Source organism: Streptomyces sp. NPDC089424, from assembly GCF_044749345.1.
Lineage (GTDB): Bacteria > Actinomycetota > Actinomycetes > Streptomycetales > Streptomycetaceae > Streptomyces.
The window spans coordinates 401552-418591 of sequence record NZ_JBIVHU010000008.1 but is presented as its reverse complement, the minus strand read 5'-3'; the positions used below and the strand labels follow the sequence as shown (position 1 = coordinate 418591).

General features: G+C 73.9%; 12 protein-coding genes. 5 read left to right on the top strand and 7 right to left on the bottom strand.

Annotation, left to right across the window (positions count from 1 at the left end):
* Window positions 1-60: 60 nt before the first annotated feature.
* From rsgA to ACIP2X_RS30845, 3 genes are all read right to left on the bottom strand, one after another.
* The gene (gene rsgA, locus ACIP2X_RS30855) at window positions 61-1152 is read right to left on the bottom strand and encodes a ribosome small subunit-dependent GTPase A (RefSeq protein WP_401679178.1); all 1092 of its coding nucleotides are present in this window, start codon (window positions 1150-1152) and stop codon (window positions 61-63) included.
* 271 nt (window positions 1153-1423) lie between these two features.
* On the bottom strand, window positions 1424-2923 hold the full coding sequence (locus tag ACIP2X_RS30850) for a cellulose binding domain-containing protein (protein ID WP_401679175.1): 1500 nt from the start codon (window positions 2921-2923) through the stop codon (window positions 1424-1426).
* Window positions 2924-3110: 187 nt separating this feature from the next.
* Window positions 3111-4460, bottom strand: a complete 1350-nt coding sequence (locus tag ACIP2X_RS30845) for a radical SAM protein (RefSeq protein ID WP_401679173.1) — start codon at window positions 4458-4460, stop codon at window positions 3111-3113.
* Between the two features lie 292 nt (window positions 4461-4752).
* On the opposite strand from ACIP2X_RS30845, the gene ACIP2X_RS30840 reads away from it, so the two are divergent.
* From ACIP2X_RS30840 to ACIP2X_RS30830, 3 genes are all read left to right on the top strand, one after another.
* Window positions 4753-5997 (top strand): FAD-binding protein, encoded by a 1245-nt coding sequence (locus ACIP2X_RS30840; RefSeq protein WP_401679170.1) that lies wholly within the window; start codon window positions 4753-4755, stop codon window positions 5995-5997.
* A gap of 166 nt (window positions 5998-6163) precedes the next feature.
* Complete coding sequence (locus tag ACIP2X_RS30835) at window positions 6164-7426, top strand: ROK family transcriptional regulator (RefSeq protein WP_401679167.1); 1263 nt, start codon at window positions 6164-6166, stop codon at window positions 7424-7426.
* A gap of 69 nt (window positions 7427-7495) precedes the next feature.
* A complete protein-coding gene (locus tag ACIP2X_RS30830; protein ID WP_401679165.1) occupies window positions 7496-10357 on the top strand; it encodes a glycoside hydrolase family 2 TIM barrel-domain containing protein in 2862 nt (953 codons plus the stop codon).
* Window positions 10358-10378: 21 nt separating this feature from the next.
* Here ACIP2X_RS30830 and ACIP2X_RS30825 read toward each other — a convergent pair whose 3' ends face one another.
* Together ACIP2X_RS30825 and ACIP2X_RS30820 are read right to left on the bottom strand one after the other, a co-directional pair.
* Window positions 10379-10891: a hypothetical protein gene (locus ACIP2X_RS30825; protein WP_401679162.1), complete on the bottom strand. Its 513-nt coding sequence runs from the start codon at window positions 10889-10891 to the stop codon at window positions 10379-10381.
* Window positions 10888-12600 carry a PHP domain-containing protein gene (locus ACIP2X_RS30820; RefSeq protein WP_401679159.1) on the bottom strand — a complete coding sequence of 571 codons (1713 nt, stop codon included), beginning with the start codon at window positions 12598-12600 and terminating at the stop codon, window positions 10888-10890. Before ACIP2X_RS30820 ends, ACIP2X_RS30825 begins: the two co-directional genes overlap by 4 nt.
* A gap of 244 nt (window positions 12601-12844) precedes the next feature.
* Between ACIP2X_RS30820 and ACIP2X_RS30815 the strand changes: the two genes are divergently transcribed.
* Entirely contained in the window at window positions 12845-13423 is a 579-nt protein-coding gene (locus ACIP2X_RS30815; protein ID WP_401679157.1) for a TetR/AcrR family transcriptional regulator, read from the top strand.
* A 23-nt stretch (window positions 13424-13446) separates the two neighbouring features.
* Here ACIP2X_RS30815 and ACIP2X_RS30810 read toward each other — a convergent pair whose 3' ends face one another.
* Together ACIP2X_RS30810 and ACIP2X_RS30805 are read right to left on the bottom strand one after the other, a co-directional pair.
* Window positions 13447-14202 carry an isocitrate lyase/phosphoenolpyruvate mutase family protein gene (locus ACIP2X_RS30810; protein WP_401679260.1) on the bottom strand — a complete coding sequence of 252 codons (756 nt, stop codon included), beginning with the start codon at window positions 14200-14202 and terminating at the stop codon, window positions 13447-13449.
* A gap of 79 nt (window positions 14203-14281) precedes the next feature.
* The gene (locus ACIP2X_RS30805) at window positions 14282-15991 is read right to left on the bottom strand and encodes a DUF2264 domain-containing protein (protein ID WP_401679153.1); all 1710 of its coding nucleotides are present in this window, start codon (window positions 15989-15991) and stop codon (window positions 14282-14284) included.
* A gap of 101 nt (window positions 15992-16092) precedes the next feature.
* Between ACIP2X_RS30805 and mmuM the strand changes: the two genes are divergently transcribed.
* Window positions 16093-17025 (top strand): homocysteine S-methyltransferase, encoded by a 933-nt coding sequence (gene mmuM / locus ACIP2X_RS30800; protein ID WP_401679149.1) that lies wholly within the window; start codon window positions 16093-16095, stop codon window positions 17023-17025.
* Window positions 17026-17040: the final 15 nt, after the last annotated feature.

The following is a 17040-nucleotide window of genomic DNA, read 5'->3' as shown; positions in this document are numbered from 1 at the left end:
CGGACGGCGTCAGGTGCGTGCATGGCGCCGTCCGGCAGACGGGAATGGTCGGACAGGCCCTTAGCGCCGGTGGCCCCGCTTGGCCTCCATCGCGGCCCGGCCCTCGGCGCCCTTGCGCTTCCAGTCCTTGCGGATCTCGGCCCGGAGCCGGGCGTCGGTCTTGGCCACGATCCACTGGTTCTCCCGGAGCAGCTTGCGATAGCTCTCCAGCCGCCGTACCGGCAGCTCGCCCGAGTCGATCGCGGCCAGCACCGCGCAGCCCGGCTCCGACTCATGGGCGCAGTCGTGGAACCGGCAGTCGGCCGCCAGCTCCTCGATCTCGGCGAACACCTGCCCGACCCCGGTGCCGGCGTCCCAGAGCCCGACGCCGCGCAGGCCCGGCGTGTCGATCAGGACACCGCCGCCGGGCAGCGGCAGCAGGTTGCGCGTGGTGGTCGTGTGCCGCCCCTTGCCGTCGACGTCCCGGGTGGTCTGCACCTCCATCACGTCCTGCCCGAGCAGCGCGTTGGCGAGGGTCGACTTGCCCGCGCCGGACTGCCCGAGCAGGACGGACGTCCCCCCGGCGACGACGGCGGCGAGCACGTCCAGGCCGTCCCCGCCGACGGCGCTCACCGCCAGCACGGGCACGCCCGGCGCCGTGGTCTCCACGTCCTGCACGAGGTACGAGAGCGTGGCCGCGTCCGGCACCAGGTCGGCCTTGGTCAGGACGACCACCGGCTGCGCCCCGGACTCCCAGGCAAGGGCGAGGAAGCGCTCGACGCGCCCGAGGTCGAGTTCGACGGCCAGCGACACGGCGACGATCGCGTGGTCGACGTTGGCGGCGAGGATCTGCCCCTCGGACCGCTTGGAGGAGGTGGAGCGCACGAACGCGGTGCGCCGCGGCAGATACGTGCGTACATAGCGGGGGTTGCCCCCGGGTTCGACGGCGACCCAGTCGCCGGTGCACACGACCCGCAGCGGGTCGTGGGGCGTGACGAAGGCGGTGTCGGCCCGCAGCACGCCGGCCGCGGTGACCACGTCGCACTGACCGCGGTCGACCCGGATCACCCGCCCGGGCAGCAGTCCTTCGGCGTCGTACGGGGTGAACTCGTCCGCCCACGCGTCGTCCCAGCCGTAGGGGGCGAGCGCGTCGGAAACAGAGGTGGAAGACAACAGGGTGACCCTTCACAAGGGGGCCCCGGCGGGCGCGCGGACGGCGCGCCAGAACGTCGCGAGAACGTGGAGTGTGTCAGCCGGTGGCCACGGAGGTGGACTTGATGAGCTTCGGGATGCGCGCAGCGCACAGCACGGCGACAGTCATCGGGTCTGCACCTCCTCGGACACACTCGGTCGTGGGGCGGCGGCACGGGGCCACCGCCGGTTGCGCCCTCACTCTAACCGGGCGCCTCGGTGGCTCGTCAACGCGTTTTCACGACCCGGCCCTTCAGGCCCCCGTGCACTCCCGCCCGTTCAGCGTGAAGTCGTACGCCGGCGAGTTCCTGCCGCTCCAGGAGCCGAGGAAGCCGAAGGCGAGGCTGCCGTCGGCGGCGACGGTCCGGTTGTAGTCGGCGGCGGTGGCGGTGACTCGGGAGCCGTCCTGGCGGGCGTTCGCGTCCCACATCTGGCCGACCCGCTGGCCGTCCCGGAAGGTCCAGGCGACCCGCCAGTCGGTCAGGGGGCGCTCGGTGGTGACGGTGACGGCCGCCTGGAAGCCGTCGGTCCACTGCCCGACGAGGTCGTAGGCCACCTGGCAGGCCGGCCGGGGGCCCGCGCCCGGCGGGTCGGTCCGCGCCGAGGGTCTCGCCGTCGAGCCCTGGGGCTCCGGGTCGGGGGCCCGGTGCGCGGACGTCGTGGCGGAGGTCTTCCTGGCCGACGGCTTCGGCGAGGGGGAGGCCTTCTTCGAGGGGGCGCGGGTGACGTCCGGCAGGGAGAGGCCGGGGCCGGCCACCGGCTGACGGTCGGTGGTGTCGAGGGGCGCGGCGCCGCCGTCGTCGCTGTCGCCCCGCGGCATCAGGGTGACGGCGAGAGCCAGCAGGGAGACCAGCACGGCGGCCACGATCAGGCCGCCGCGCAGCACGCGTGCCTTGTCGGCCGCGGCCGCGGCCGCGGCGTCGTCGGGGTCGACGGCGCCGGGACGGCCGGCCCCCAGCCGTACCTCGGCGGCGCGGCGGCGGCGTTCCAGGTACGCGAGGCCGCCCCAGCCGATCACACCGCCGGCCAGGGCGCCCGGCAGGCCGCCGCCGTGCAGGCGCAGACAGGCGGCGGCCTCCGCGCACTGCACACAGCGGGCGAGGTGCCGGGAGAGGTCGTCGGGGGTGTCGGAGAGCGGTGAGCGGGTGACGCCGTCCAGGAGCCGGGCGTAGCTGCGGCACCGCGGCTCCATCGGTGCGTCGAGATGGTTGCGCAGGCAGCGGTCCCGGAACAGGCGCCGCACCTCGGTGAGTTCACCGGCGACGCCGCTCGGGTCGAGGCCGAGGCGGCGGGCGACCGCGGGCAGCGGCAGGGCCTCGACCTCGACGAGCCACAGCAGTTCGGCGTCGGGTCCCTGCATGTCGCGCAGGGCGCGCAGCGCGAGCGGGCGGCGCGTCGGGGGGCCGGTGTGGCGGGCGGCGCCCTCGGAGTTGAGCCACAGACGCAGCTCGGGGTCGAGCCGGTGGCCCTGGCCCTGCGCCTCCCATTCGGCCGCCGTGGCGCGAACGGCCGTCAGGAGCAGCGCTATTCGGGGCAGCCGGGGTTGCCGGGGCGGGCGACGGCCGGTGTTGCGGTCCGTTCCGGACTCGGCGGTGCGGACCTCGCGTATCCCGCGCGCGAACGCCTCCCGGGCGAGTGCGGTCGCGGCCGCGGACCCGGCCGTGCACAGGTCGGCGTACGACAGCACCGTGTCCCAGCACTCGGAGAACAGCGCCGCCTCGGAGGCGTCCTGAGGGGTCGGCAGGTCGGGCATGGGTCTCCTGCATCGTGCGAGGTCAACTGGCCCTGTGGACAAGGGGAGTTGTGGGGAAACCTCGGGCAGGGCAAGAGCCTTTCACGCTTTCGACACAACTGACAAGCGGAGTATTCAAAACGCCGCGAGGGCCCGATCGCGGCGATGCGCGATCGGGCCCTCGCGAAAGGGTGCGGGCCGTGCCGCCCTACGGCGTGGCCGTCGCGGAGGTCTCCGGTGCCGTCTGCGGCTCCTCCCGGGCCGGGAGGCTGTCCATGAAGGAGCTGACGGAGAAGACCGCGTTACCGGGTCCGGGCGGGCCGTAGCCGGGCGGGGAGGACAGACCGAAGTCGTCCATGGTCGCGCGGTAGGCCTCCAGCAGCCGGATGTGGTACTCCAGCGGGGCGCCCTGCGGGTTGGCCTTGCCGAGTGGGGTGGTGGGCTCGGGGCACCAGGTGGTGAACCGGGGCGTGATGCCGTGCGACATGAAGAACCGCAGGCCCTCGGTGGTCGACGCGATCGCCTCGTCGACGGTCTTGAAGCCGAAGGGCTCGGCCATCTCCACGCCCGCGACGAAGTTGGGGATCACATTGCGCGCCCCGAACACCTCGGCCGAGTCCAGGATCCGCTTGTGCCACACGTCACGGCCGACGTAGCGCTCCTTGCCCGGGCAGTACATCTTGAACAGGTACTCGTCCCACACCTCGTAGTTCGGGTGGTAGATCTGCACGCCGTAGTCCTTGAAGCGCTGGACGTCGTCGCGCGGCAGCGCCTGGGCCACCACCTTGCCGATCCAGCGGCCCGGGAAGCGGTCCTCGATGGCCTTGGCGTAGTGGCCGTAGAAGTCGGCCTCGTCCCGTCCGGAGACGGTCTTGGTGATGGCACCGCCGGTGAGCGTGTAGGCGGTGGACGCCTTCGCCGTGTCGTACCGGTCGATGATCTCCAGGGCCTCCAGGACCTCCTCGACGTCCTTGACCCCGGTGTACGGCCGGCCGGCCGCCTTGTGCTGGCGCCAGTTGTGATTGATGTCGCAGTACTGGCACTCCTCCTTGGCGCCGAAGTACTGGCAGACCCGGAAGACGGTCAGGTAGATGAGGTAGCCCCACTGGATGGTCGGGGCCACCTCCATGACGGACTTCCCGTTGGAGAGCGTGTGCCGGTAGTACTCGGGCATCGGCGGCACCCCGACGTCGGCGATGCGCTTCCCGTCGAGGTAGAGGCCGAGCACCCCGTCCTCGCCGGCGGCGACGCGGTAGGGCGAGGCCGGGTTCACCCGCACCGACACCACGGTCCGGCGCAGGTCGTAGGGGCCTCCGGTGAGGATGATCTCCTCCGGCGGACGGCGCAGCGCCGCCTCACCCAGCTCGGGCAGGGTGCCGTGGTCGAAGGAGAAGATGAAGTACGACTTCGGCTTGACCTCGCCGCCCTCGTTGTCGCTGAGCGCGGAAGGATCGAAGGCGACACCGCCCCGGAGCAGGTCCTCCTTGAAGACGGCTTCCCGCGGCACGTGCGGGAAGCGCTCCATCAGATCCTCGACGAGCGCGGTGCGGCTGCTCATCCCGTGACTCCTCCCTGCGACGGCCTGCTGCGGTGTTCGACTCCTCACGGTATGCCCCCTGCCTTCGGGGCCGTGCAGCCGGGTCCGGCGCGAGCGCCGGAAGGCGAACGAAACGGACACCGCCCGGCGGACAGCATACGGTGGCGCGGCCTCCGCTTCTGGCCCGCTTCGTCACCGCCACCGCCGGACGAGGCCCGACCGGCCCCCGCGCCGTGCCGCCGGGCACGGGTGGTTTGCTGATCCCCGACGCCGACACGTTTCGTCGGGAATTCGTCGGGAAGAGGGCGACCGCATGACCGGGACCGTGACCAACTGGGCGGGCAACATCACGTACAGCGCCGGGGAGCTGCACCGGCCGCCCACACCGGACGCCCTGCGCGCGCTCGTCGCGGGCGGCACGCGGGTGCGGGTGCTCGGCAGCGGCCACTCGTTCAACGACATCGCCGACCCGGGACCCGAGGGCGTCCTGCTCTCCCTGGACGCGCTGCCGCCCGCGATCGAGGTCGACACGACGGCCCGCACGGTACGGGTCTCGGGCGGCGTCCGGTACGCCGAACTGGCCCGCCGGGTCCACGCGCACGGCCTCGCGCTCGCCAACATGGCGTCGCTGCCGCACATCTCGGTCGCCGGTTCGGTGGCGACCGGCACGCACGGCTCGGGCGTGGGCAACGCCCCGCTGGCGGCCGCGGTGCGCGAGGTCGAGCTCGTCACGGGCGACGGCGGGACGGTCCGGATCGGCCGGGGCGAGGAGCGGTTCGCGGGCGCGGTGACCTCGCTCGGCGCGCTCGGCGTGGTCACCGCGCTCACCCTCGACCTGGAGCCGGCCTTCGAGGTCGAGCAGCACCTGTTCACGGAACTCCCGCTTGAGGGCTGGGACTTCGACACGGTCATGGGGGTGGCGTACAGCGTCAGCCTGTTCACCGACTGGCGTGCGCCCGGCTTCCGGCAGGTGTGGGTCAAGCGCCGCACCGACCGGCCGCTGCCCGCTTTCCCCTGGGCGGCGCCCGCGACCCGGGCGCTGCACCCGGTGCCCGGGATGCCCGCGGTGAACTGCACCGAGCAGTTCGGTGTGCCGGGGCCGTGGCACGAGCGGCTGCCGCACTTCCGGGCGGAGTTCACGCCGAGCAGCGGCGCGGAGTTGCAGTCGGAGTACCTGATGCCGCGGTCCCACGCGGCCGGTGCCCTGCGTGCCCTCGACGCGATCCGCGGCACCGTCGCGCCCGTCCTGCAGACCTGCGAGGTGCGCACCGTGGCCGCCGACGAGCAGTGGCTCAGTCCCGCGTACGGACGGGACAGCGTGGCCGTGCACTTCACCTGGGTCGCGGACACGGCGGCGGTGCTGCCGGTGGTGCGGCGGGTGGAGGCGGCGCTGGAGGGGTTCGACGCCCGGCCGCACTGGGGCAAGGTGTTCGCGATGCCGGGGCCGGTGCTGCGGGAGCGGTTCCCGGCACTGCCCAGGTTCCGGTCACTGGTGGCGGGTCTGGATCCGGCGGGGAAGTTCGGCAACGCCTTCGTACGAGGAGTGCTCGGCGACTGACGCCTCGCTTTCCGCGCCCCCTCTCCGCGCCCCCTCTCCCCGCGTCCCTTTCCCCATCCCCTTTCCTAACCCCCTTTCCTAACCCCTTGTCGAAAGTCTCCGGGGCCCATAGCCTTGCGCCGCGCCGGGGCCTAGGCCGCCCGGCCCAGGGGACGGGGGCAACGGGATGAAGCGCGGCACCTCACGGGACATCCGCACCGCGAACCGCTACGAGGTGCTGCGCCAGATCATCGCCGAGTCTCCCACCTCACGGCAGGAGTTGGCCGCCGCGACCGGACTGAGCCTGGCCACCGTCGCCACACTCGTCGGCGAGCTGCTCGACCTCGGCCTGATCACGGAGGTCGGCTTCGAGGACTCGGCGGGCGGCCGCCCCCGCGGACTGGTGGCCGTCGACACGTCCGGCGGCGCACTGATCGGCGTGGACGTGGCGGAGACGTACGTCCACGCCGAGCTGTTCGACCTCTCGCTGAACGTCCTCGCCCGCGCGGACGAGGACATGCGCCCCGACGAGAGCCGCCCGGAGCAGGTCGTCGGCCATGTCGCCGCCGCCGTCGCCTCGGTCGTGGCGCGGGCCGGCGTCACGGACGCGCGCGTGCTGGGCGTGGGGGTGAGCGTGCCGGGGCAGGTGGACCGCGACACGGGCGTCGCCGAGTACGCGCCCAACTGGGGCTGGCACGACGTCCCCCTGCTCGGCCTGCTCGCCGCACACATCTCCTACCCGCTGCACCTGGACAACCCGCTGCGGGCCTGCGCGGTGGCCGAGTCGTGGTTCGGGGCGGCGCGGGGGCGCGGTGACGCGGTGGTGGTCAATCTCGGGACCGGGGTGGGCGCCGGGCTGATCCTGGGCGGCGGGCTGCACCGCGGTGTCAGCAACAGCGCCGGCGAGTGGGGCCACACCACCCTCGTGCTGGACGGCCGGCCGTGCCACTGCGGCAACCACGGCTGCGTGGAGGCCTACGTGGGCGCTCCCGGCATCATGCAGCACCTGCGGGAGCTGAGCCCGGACAGCCCGCTGCTGCACCCCGGGGACCAGACCGCCACCGTGGCCGCGCTCGCCCGCGCGGCCGCCGCGCAGGACCCGGTCGCCCTCGACGTCGTCCGCACCACCGCCCGTTATCTCGCCGCCGGTCTAGCGGACCTGGTCAACCTCCTCAACCCGGAGGTGGTCGTGCTCAGCAGCTGGGTCGCGGCGAGTCTCGGCGAGCCCCTGCTGACCGAGGTGCGCGCGGCCGTGTCCCGGCACGCGCTGCGGCGCCCCCTGGACGCCACCGAGATCGTCCTCTCCCCCGTCACCACCGACCCGGTCTCCCTCGGCGCGGCGACGTTCGCGCTGGAGGGCGCCCTGCGGTCCGCGGGCACCCCGAGGGGAACGGCACGGACCGTACGGCGGCCCCGTCACCCGGTCGGGTGGACGGCCCCCGGGACCTGAGCGTCGCGGGGAAGGAGCTGAGGGTGCCCCACTCGAAGTACCGGCATCACGGGCCGACCTAGGAGACCGATGTCCCTGCGCACCACCACACCTGCCGTCGGCTACGTCGAGGACGTCGCACCGGGTCGCGGAAGTCTCCCGCCACGTGCCCGGTACGCCTCCGACGCGGCCTCCGTCTCCCTCAACGGCGACTGGCGCTTCCGTCTGTCGCCGGGCGCCGACACCGAGGACGAGTCCTTCGCCGGGCCCGGGTACGACGCCACGGGCTGGGCGGAGATCGCCGTACCCGGCCACTGGGTCCTCCAGGGCCACGGGGCCCCCGTCTACACCAACCACCTCTACCCCTTCCCGGTGGACCCGCCGCGCGTCCCCACCGAGAACCCCACCGGCGACCATCTGCGCCACTTCGACCTCCCCGGGGACTGGCCGCACACCGGCGGGGCGGTCCTGCGCTTCGACGGTGTCGAGTCCTGTGCGCGGGTCTGGCTGAACGGCACCGAGCTCCGCGAGTTCAAGGGGTCCCGCCTGCCCCACGAGTTCGAGGTCGGGGGGCTGCTGGAGCCGCACGGCAACGTGCTCGCCGTACGGGTCCACCAGTGGTCGGCGGGCTCGTACCTGGAGGACCAGGACCAGTGGTGGCTGCCGGGCATCTTCCGTGACGTCACCCTGCTGCACCGCACGGAGCACGCCGCGCGCGACGTCTTCGTGCACGCCTCCTACGACCACGTCACCGGCGAGGGCACCCTGCGCGTCGACTCCGACGTGCCCGGCCGGGTCACCGTCGCGGAACTGTCCGTCGACGTCGCCGCCGGCGAGCCGGTCACGGTCGCCGTGGAGCCCTGGACGGCGGAGACCCCGCGCCTGTACGACGGCGTGCTGGCCACCGAGGGCGAGCGGGTCCGGCTGCGGATCGGGTTCCGGACGGTGTCGGTCGAGGACGGCCTGATCAAGGTCAACGGAAGCCCGGTCCTCTTCAAGGGCGTCAACCGGCACGAGTGGCACCCCGAGCGCGGGCGGGCCCTCGACGTCGAGACCATGCGCGCGGACGTGCTGCTGATGAAGCGGCACAACGTCAACGCGGTCCGCACCTCCCACTACCCGCCGCACCCCGACTTCCTCGACCTGTGCGACGAGTACGGCCTGTGGGTGATGGACGAGTGCGACCTGGAGACGCACGGATTCACCGAGCAGTCCTGGCGCGACAACCCCGTCGACGACGACCGCTGGACCCCCGCCCTGCTCGACCGGGCGGCCCGGATGGTCGAGCGGGACAAGAACCACCCGTCGGTCCTCGTCTGGTCCCTCGGCAACGAGGCCGGCACCGGACGCGGCCTGACCGCCATGGCCGAGTGGATCCACGCCCGCGACGGCTCCCGCCTCGTGCACTACGAGGGCGACGTCGACTGCCGTGACACCGACATGTACTCACGGATGTACGCCCGCCACGCCGAGGTCGAGAAGATCGGCCGCCGCCTGGACGGCGGTACGCACAAGCGCCGCCGGCTGCCGTTCATCCTGTGCGAGTACGGCCACGCGATGGGCAACGGCCCCGGCGGACTCGCGGACTACCAGCGGATCTTCGCGTCCTACGAGCGGCTCCAGGGCGGCTTCGTGTGGGAGTGGATCGACCACGGCGTGGCCCACCCCGAGCTGGGCTTCGCCTACGGCGGTGACTTCGGCGAGGAACTGCACGACGGCAACTTCGTGTGCGACGGGCTGGTCTTCCCGGACCGGACGCCGTCGCCGGGCCTGACCGACTTCAAGAAGGTCATCGAGCCGGTCCGGATCGAGGGGGACGGCCCGACCGGCGCCGTGCGGGTCACCAACGCCCATGACTTCGCCGACCTGTCGGCGCTCGCCTTCGAGTGGTCCTGGCAGGTGGACGGCGAGACGGTCGACTCCGGCCCGCTGTCCGTCCCGCCGCTCACGCCGGGCGAGTCGGCCGACGTGAAGCTCCCGGCGCCGCCCGAGGCCCCCGCCGGCGCGGAGACGCAGTGGACGGTACGGGCGCTGCTCGCGCGGGACACGCCGTGGGCCGAGCGTGGCCATGTGGTCGCCTGGGCCCAACTGCCGCTCAGGAAGCGGGAGACCGCCGCCCTGCGGACCGGCGCCGCGCCCGTCGCCGACGGGCCGCTCGTCCGCCTCGGACCGGGCGCCTTCGACGCCCGCACGGGCGAGCTGAGGAGCATCGGTGGCGTCGAGGTGACATCACCACGCCTCGACGTCTGGCGCGCCCCCACCGACAACGACGAGGGCGCCCCCTGGCAGCCCGACGCCCGCTACGGGCCGCTGTGGCGAAAGCTCGGCCTGCACCGGATGCGGCACCGGCTGGACGGCGTCGAGCGGGAGCGGGACGCGCTGACGGTACGGACCCGGGTGGCGCCCGCGGCGGCGGAGGTCGCCCTGCGGACGGTGTACCGCTGGACGGCCGACGGCACCCGGTTGCGGCTCTCGGTCTCGGTGACGCCGGAGGGCGACTGGCGGCTGCCGCTGCCGCGGCTCGGCGTCCGCCTCGGCCTGGCCTCGGCGGACCACGTCACCTGGTTCGGCGGCGGCCCCGGCGAGGCGTACCCCGACACCGCATCGGCCTCGATGCTGGGCCGCTGGCACGCGACGGTCGACACGATGCAGACCCCCTACGTCCGCCCGCAGGAGAACGGCGCCCGCGCCGACGTCCGCTGGGCGGAACTGGGCGGTCTGCGCATCGAGGGCGAGCCCGCGTTCTGGTTCACCGCCCGGCGCTGGACGACCGAGGAGCTGGACGCGGCCAGGCACCTGACCGATCTCACGCCGGGCGGGACGGTGTGGGTCAACCTGGACCACGGCCAGATGGGCATCGGCTCCCAGTCCTGCGGACCCGGCGTCCTGCCCCGGTACCAGCTGCACGCGGCTCCCGGCACGTTCGCGTTCGTCTTCACGGAGACGGGCTGAGGGCCGCGCCGCGACCGGCTTTCAGTGGTCGGCGCAGCAGGGGGTCGGGTCCGGCACCTCGAAGGGCGTGAGCGTCCCCCCTGCGGCGGGCTGGACGGCGAGCACCAGCTCACCGTCCAGCCACTGCGGGCGTACGTGGTCCCGGGTGACGACGGCGGTCTGCGCGGACGGCGGTTGCGTCGTGCCGAGGACGGTGACACGGGCGATCGCGGAGCGGGACAGCAGCTCCGCGACCGACACCGTGCCGGTGAGGTGGGCCGCGCCCGGGTAGAGCACGGCGCGGCCCACCTCGTCGGGCGCGCCCTCGGACACCTCGTAGCCCGCCTCCGTCAGCTGTCGGCGGGCCGACAGCAGGGCCTCCCCCGACTCCACCGCGAGGGACAGCGCGACCCGGGGCCGCTCGTCCCTGACGAGGTGCGTGCAGCCGAACGAGCCCTCGGGGAGGTCGAGTCCGGCCGCCAGCGCCTGGAGGAGGTGGTCTGCCTCGCGCAGGTCCTTCAGGCCCGCGTCGACGGTGAGGACGTACGGGGTCACGAGGGCAGGACCCACACCGGGTTGGAGTAGAACCACAGGTCCAGCCACGGGTCGGCGTCACCGACGACGTCGAGCGCCGGGCCCGCCGGGTCCACGGCCGCGCCCCTCGCGCCGACGGCGCCACGGTTGCCGTCGGTGCCGCGCAGCCGGACGTAGACGGGGCGGTCGACCCGGCCGAGGTCGTAGGTGAGGCGGACGGTGCCGCTGGACTTGTTGACCTCGTACGACTTGACGACCTTGGCGGTGGGCGCGGTGAAGGTGTCCTTGTCGGAGACCTCGCCGGTCACATCGCCCTGGATGACGTCGACGCGGGCCAGGCTCGGGAGGAAGCCCGCCCAGTTGGGGCCGCCGGCGAGTGCCACGTCCACGGTGAGCGTGACCTTCGTGCCCTTGCGCACGTGCAGGGCGCCGCCGAGGGTGGCCCAGCGGCTGCCGCCGGCGACCCGGACGTCGAGGCCGCTGATCAGCTGGCCGTGGTCGACCCAGATGCGGCCCGCGCGGATGCCGTCCATGACGGCGGCGTAGGAGAAGCCGTCGGCGCCGACGTGGGTGCGGCTGTAGTAGCCGGGCCAGTAGTCGCCCTGGCTGACGTCGATCTTGCCGGCGTAGACCGGGTCGTCGTAGCGGCCGTTGGCGTTGAAGTCGCCGCCGCCGCGCGCCGCGGTGTCGGCGTAGACCTGGTGGGAGTCGGAGTTGGCGGTGATCCACCAGGGCTTGCCCTCGGCGAGCAGGCTGTCCCACAGGCCGCCGACGGTGGCGGTCATCCAGTCGAAGCCGCCCCAGGTGCGGTAGCTCTCCAGCGGGTAGCCCGCGAAGGAGTCGGCACTCGGGTTGTTGTCGTAGATGCCACGGGCCCGGCCCATGCCGAGCGGCGCGGGGAGGCCGGCGGCCTGGTGGCCGGGGGCGCCCTCGAAGCCGACGGCGATCTGGTGGCTCGCCGGGCTCGCGTCGCGCCAGGCGCGGATCTCGTGCGGGGAGTCGACACCGCGCCGCGCCGGGTGGTTGGCGAGCATCAGCGCGTCCTGGACCTTGCGCCGCTTGACCTGGTCGGAGAGGAAGGCGAGGCCCGCGACGGCCAGCGCCTCGTTGGCGGGCGAGTTGCCGGAGGCGTTCTTGACGCTGCCGTCGTAGTCCGTCTCGAACTGCTTGAGGACGGAGACCTCGTTGCGGCCGGGGTGGACGAAGACCGTGCCGTGCTCGGCGGCCGGGATGTTCCACTCCAGGCCCTGGAAGACGAGGGTGTCCTCGTAGGCGGCGCGGGCCTGCTGGATGTCCGGGTTGACCTTCTCGACACCGATCTTGGCGTGGGTGGCGCTGCCGTGGTCGGTGATGACCAGCCAGTCCATGCCGTGCTTGGCGCCCTGGCGGACCTGGTCCACGACACGGTACTTGCCGTCGCTGCTGTACTGGGTGTGGATGTGGTGGTCACCGGCGAGCCACAGGAAGCCCTTGCCGTGGCGGTTGCCGGGGGCGGCGGCCGCGGGCGCGGCGCCCGCCGCGGCGGCGGCGCCCGACAGCACGCTGCCGGCGGCCAGGCCCGCGCCCAGCAGACCCGCGCGGCGCAGCAGCGAGCGGCGGGAGCTCTGCTCGGGGGTCAGTGCGTCGTCGGGCACGGAGGTGTCGAACGCGGCCGGCAGAGCCGCGTGCTCGTGGCCGTGGTCGTGGTCGTGTCCGTGGTGGTGATGCCCGGGTCCGTGGCTGTGCCCCATGATGCGCCTCCTGGATCAGCGGCGCCCCTGCGCCGTGTTGAGGAGAATCGAGGCAGCAGATGAATTCTCCACGACCCCCGTGTGTTCCCCGGGCGTCATGGGAACGGCTGCTCGACCCCACCCGCACCGTTCCCCTCAACTGCCCCTTCCCACAACGGCATTTACAGCCGATTCCAGGTGCCTCCCCTCCGTAGTGACACTAGGCACTAACCTAAAGACCCTAGGTTTCGAAGAGAGGTGCCGCATGGCCAGAGCCGGACTCACCGTCGACCGCCTGGTCGCGGCCGCCGCCGATCTCGCCGACGAGGCCGGCCTCGACCACGTCACGCTCTCGGCGCTGGCCCGGCGCTTCGGCGTCAAGGACGCGAGCCTCTACTCGCACGTCCGCAACCTCCAGGACCTGCGCACCCGTCTGGCCCTGCTGGCGGGCGGCGAGCTGATCGACCACATCGCGCAGGCGGTGGCGGGACGGGCCGGCAAGGACGCGCTGGCCGCCTTCGCCGGCGCCTACCGGGAGTACGCGCTGGCCCACCCCGGCCGGTACGCCGCCACCCAGATCCGCGTCGACCAGGACCTCGTCGCCGACACCCCCGCCATGCGGCGCACCGCCGACATCACCTACGGCATGCTGCGCGCCTACGGCCTGGGCGAGCCCGATCTCACCGACGCCGTACGCCTGTTGCGCAGCAGTTTCCACGGGTTCTGCGCGCTGGAGGCCGCCGGCGCCTTCGGTGCGCCGCGCGAGGTGCAGGCGTCGTGGGAGCGGGCCGTCGAGGCGCTGCACATCGCCCTCGCGCACTGGCCCGCGCGCCCCGCCGCCTGACTCCCGGGCGCGCGACGGGCCGGTCAGCGGCTGAGCGCCTGCACGTCGTCGTACGTCGGTACCGGACCACGGGGCGCCCGCCCCTCCCGCACCTCCGTCAGGGCCTCCAGGGCAGCTCCCAGCGCCCGCCGGTAGAGCAGCGAGCCGAGGCTGACGCGGCGGACGCCGAGATCGGCGAGGTGGCCGAGGGCGGGGCCGGAGGGCGAGTAGAGGATGTTGAGCGGGACGCCGAGGCGCTCGACGAGCGCGGCGATCCCGGCGGGGTCGGTGAGTCCGGGCACGAACACCCCGTCGGCGCCCGCCTCCTGGTAGGCGTCGAGGCGGGCGAGGGTCTCCGTGCGCCGGTGGCCGCCGTCCAGCCAGTACGTGTCGGTGCGGGCGTTGACGAAGAGCCCGGGGGCGGCCGACTTCACCGCGGCGATCTTCGCCGCGTGTCGCGCGAGCGGTCCGAGACCGTCCTCCAGATTGATGCCGACGGCACCGACGACAGCCAGCTGCCGCGCGAACTCCCCGACCGCGTCGGGATCCTCACTGAACCCGGCCTCCGCGTCGACGGAGAGCAGGAACGGCCCGCTGCCCAGCGTGAGGGCCGTGCGCAGCGTCTCGTCCCGGGTCCCGGCCGCCCCGTCGGGCAGCCCCGCCGCCGCCGCGACCCCGAGGCTGGTCGTGCCGATCGCCGCGAAGCCCCGGGCCGCGAGCGCCCGGGCCGAGGCGTGGTCCCAGGCGTTGGGCAGCAGCAGCGGCTCGGCGCGGTGGTGGAGGGCGGCGAAGGGAGTCATGACCGTCATGACCGCACCGTAGGCGCGGATCGCTTCGGCCTCGGCCGAAGTGTCGGCGCCCGGCCGGCCGAGGCCCGGCTCACCCGGCGCTCACCGTCCACAGCGGCGGCACGGACCGCTCGGCGGAGCGCGTGAACCGGAAGCGTGCGGTGGATCCGGTGGCCCACCGTACGCGCAGTTCGTAGGTGTCGCGCACGTCCACCGTGACCAGGTGCGCCAGCCGATCCGGGTCCGTGTCCCCGGTCAGGCGGACGAGCGCGACGAACAGGCCGTGCGGGCCGGTGACCGTGCCGGTGAGGGTGTCGTCGAGTCCGACGGCGGGGACGAGGTCGGCGCGCAGGCCGTCCGCCGCCGCCCACCCGGTGACCCGGACCGGGGTCCCGGCCGCCGCCCCCGCCACCAGGTGCGCGCGCACCTCCACCGCGCCGTCCGCGGCCACCAGGTTCGTGACGTGCACCCCGTCCCGGACGGTGTGCCGGGAGGCCGCCCAGCCCTCCCCCACCCCCAGCGGCACGATCTGCGTCCGGCCCGCGTCACCGCCGACGATCACGCTGTTGTCGTACGCCGCCGAGGGCCGCGTCACGGTCGAGTAGGCGAGCCGGGTGTAGTACGGGTCGTAGCGCGCGTCCTCGCTGCCGTGGTTGTGGAGCCGCACCACGCCGTCCGTACGTGTGGACTGCACCAGCCAGTTGGGCGGGCCGAGGGGCGTGACGGCGTCGGCACGCTCCGCAGGACCCGGTTCCTCGGCCGCCGTCCACACCTCGTGCCCGGCCGGCAGGAGCAGCCCGACGAAGCCCTTGCTCGCCCAGTAGGGCGAGGCGGGTCCGGAGTACGCCTGGAGCGGCGCCCGGTCGGGGCCGTGCCAGCCGAGGGTCAGCACTCCGTGCTCGTCCACCGCTCCCCGGTCCAGGAAGTGCCGCAGGGCGCCCGACGCCAGCCGCCGTGTCTGCCCGGGCGGCAGCGGGGTGTGGCCGGTGAGCGCGCCCAGCCACAGCGGAGCCGCGGCCGCGAAGCGGTAGGTGAGGGAACGGCCCTGGTGCATCGGTGCGCCGTCGGCCCCGAACAGGCGTGCCTGGTCGGCGAGATACCGGCGGAGGCGGCCGCCGTAGCGGTCCAGCAGCTCGCCGTCGCCGGCGAGCCAGGCGTGCAGGACCGGGTAGAGGTGCAGCGCCCAGCCGTTGTAGTGGTCGAACTTGCGTCCGTCCCCGTCGGTGTACCAGCCGTCGCCGAGGTACCACTGCTCGATGCGCTCCAGCCCGCGGTCGACCGCAGCGCGGGCCGCCTCCGTCTCGTGGCCGATGTCCTCCAGGAACCCGCCGACGGTCACGGGGAACAGTTCCCAGTTGTTCGGCCAGGGCCGCGCCACGAGCGCGTCGGCGAGCCAGCCGGCCGCCCGCTGACGGACGGCGTCGTCGAGCCGGTCCCACAGCAGTTCGCGGGTCAGGCGCAGGCCGAGGGCGACGGACGCCGCCTCGACCAGGGGCTGGCTGCGGTCCTGGACGCGCGGCCAGACGCCGCGGACGCCGGCGGCAAGGCCGTCCGCGTAGCGCTCCAGGACGGCGCCGTCCCGGCGGAAGGCCGCCAGCAGCAGCGTCCGGGCGTAGCCCTCCAGGCCGTCCGAGAGCCTGCCGGACGAACTGCTGCGGTCGCCGGGCAGGTGGTACAGGGCGCGGTCGGCGCCGGCGTAGGGCTCGACGGCGGCGAGCAGGGCGTCGGCGGCGGCCTCCCAGTGGGCACGCGTGTAACCGGTGTACGGGCTCCGGGCGCGGTCGTCCGGGGGCAGTTCCATCGACGGGCTCCCTTCCTGCCGGGCCGGGTACGTCCCGGCCCTCCTGGTCGTCCCCATGGTGGGCCCGACCGGAAACGGCGCCGTCGACTAGCGTCGGTGACATGACCGGCACCACCCCGCAAGCCCCCGTCCGCCTCGCCGAGGCCCTCGCCGCCGGGACGGTCGTGCTCGACGGCGGCCTGTCCAACCAGCTGGAGTCGGCCGGGCACGATCTCCGCGACGAGCTGTGGTCTGCGCGGCTGCTGGCCGAGCGGCCCGAGGCGGTCACGGACGCGCACCTCGCGTACTTCCTGGCGGGCGCGAGTGTGGCGATCACCGCCAGCTACCAGGCCACCTTCGAGGGGTTCGCGAGGCGCGGCGTCGGTCGTGACCGGGTGGCCGAACTGCTGCGGCTCAGCGTGACGTCGGCGCGCGAGGCGGCGGCGCGGGCGATCGAGCGGGGCGTCGCGGGGCCGCTGTGGGTGGCGGCCTCGGTCGGGCCGTACGGGGCGATGCGGGCGGACGGTTCGGAGTACCGGGGCGGTTACGGGCTGACGGTGGCCGAGCTGGAACGTTTCCACCGCCCCCGGATGGAGGCCCTGGCCGCCGCCGGTCCCGACGTGCTGGCTCTGGAGACGGTCCCGGACGCCGACGAGGCGACGGCCCTGCTGCGGGCGGTGCGCGGGCTGGGCGTGCCGGCCTGGCTGTCGTACACCGTGGCCGGGGACCGCACGCGCGCCGGTGAGCCGCTCGCGGAGGCCTTCGCGCGGGCCGCCGACGTGGACGAGGTGATCGCGGTGGGGGTGAACTGCTGCGCGCCTCAGGACGTCGACGCCGCCGTCGCGCTCGCTGCCCGGGTGACCGGCAGACCGGTGGTGGCGTATCCCAACAGCGGCGAGGTCTGGAACCCCGAGGCACGCGCCTGGACCGGCGGCTCCACCTTCACACCGGAGCGGGTCGCGCACTGGCGGGCCGCCGGGGCCCGTCTGATCGGCGGGTGCTGCCGGGTCGGCCCCGACACGATCCGCTCCGTCGCACGGACCCTGGCGGACTGAGAGACGCGCCGGTCG

Coding starts and splice junctions, on each gene's coding strand:
- ACIP2X_RS30815 (WP_401679157.1), top strand. CDS start 12,845: ATGGCCAGAGCCGGACTCACCGTCGACCGCCTGGTCGCGGCCGCCGCC.
- ACIP2X_RS30830 (WP_401679165.1), top strand. CDS start 7,496: ATGTCCCTGCGCACCACCACACCTGCCGTCGGCTACGTCGAGGACGTC.
- ACIP2X_RS30840 (WP_401679170.1), top strand. CDS start 4,753: ATGACCGGGACCGTGACCAACTGGGCGGGCAACATCACGTACAGCGCC.
- mmuM (WP_401679149.1), top strand. CDS start 16,093: ATGACCGGCACCACCCCGCAAGCCCCCGTCCGCCTCGCCGAGGCCCTC.
- ACIP2X_RS30810 (WP_401679260.1), bottom strand. CDS start 14,202: ATGACTCCCTTCGCCGCCCTCCACCACCGCGCCGAGCCGCTGCTGCTG.
- ACIP2X_RS30845 (WP_401679173.1), bottom strand. CDS start 4,460: ATGAGCAGCCGCACCGCGCTCGTCGAGGATCTGATGGAGCGCTTCCCG.
- ACIP2X_RS30820 (WP_401679159.1), bottom strand. CDS start 12,600: ATGGGGCACAGCCACGGACCCGGGCATCACCACCACGGACACGACCAC.
- ACIP2X_RS30835 (WP_401679167.1), top strand. CDS start 6,164: ATGAAGCGCGGCACCTCACGGGACATCCGCACCGCGAACCGCTACGAG.
- ACIP2X_RS30805 (WP_401679153.1), bottom strand. CDS start 15,991: ATGGAACTGCCCCCGGACGACCGCGCCCGGAGCCCGTACACCGGTTAC.
- ACIP2X_RS30850 (WP_401679175.1), bottom strand. CDS start 2,923: ATGCCCGACCTGCCGACCCCTCAGGACGCCTCCGAGGCGGCGCTGTTC.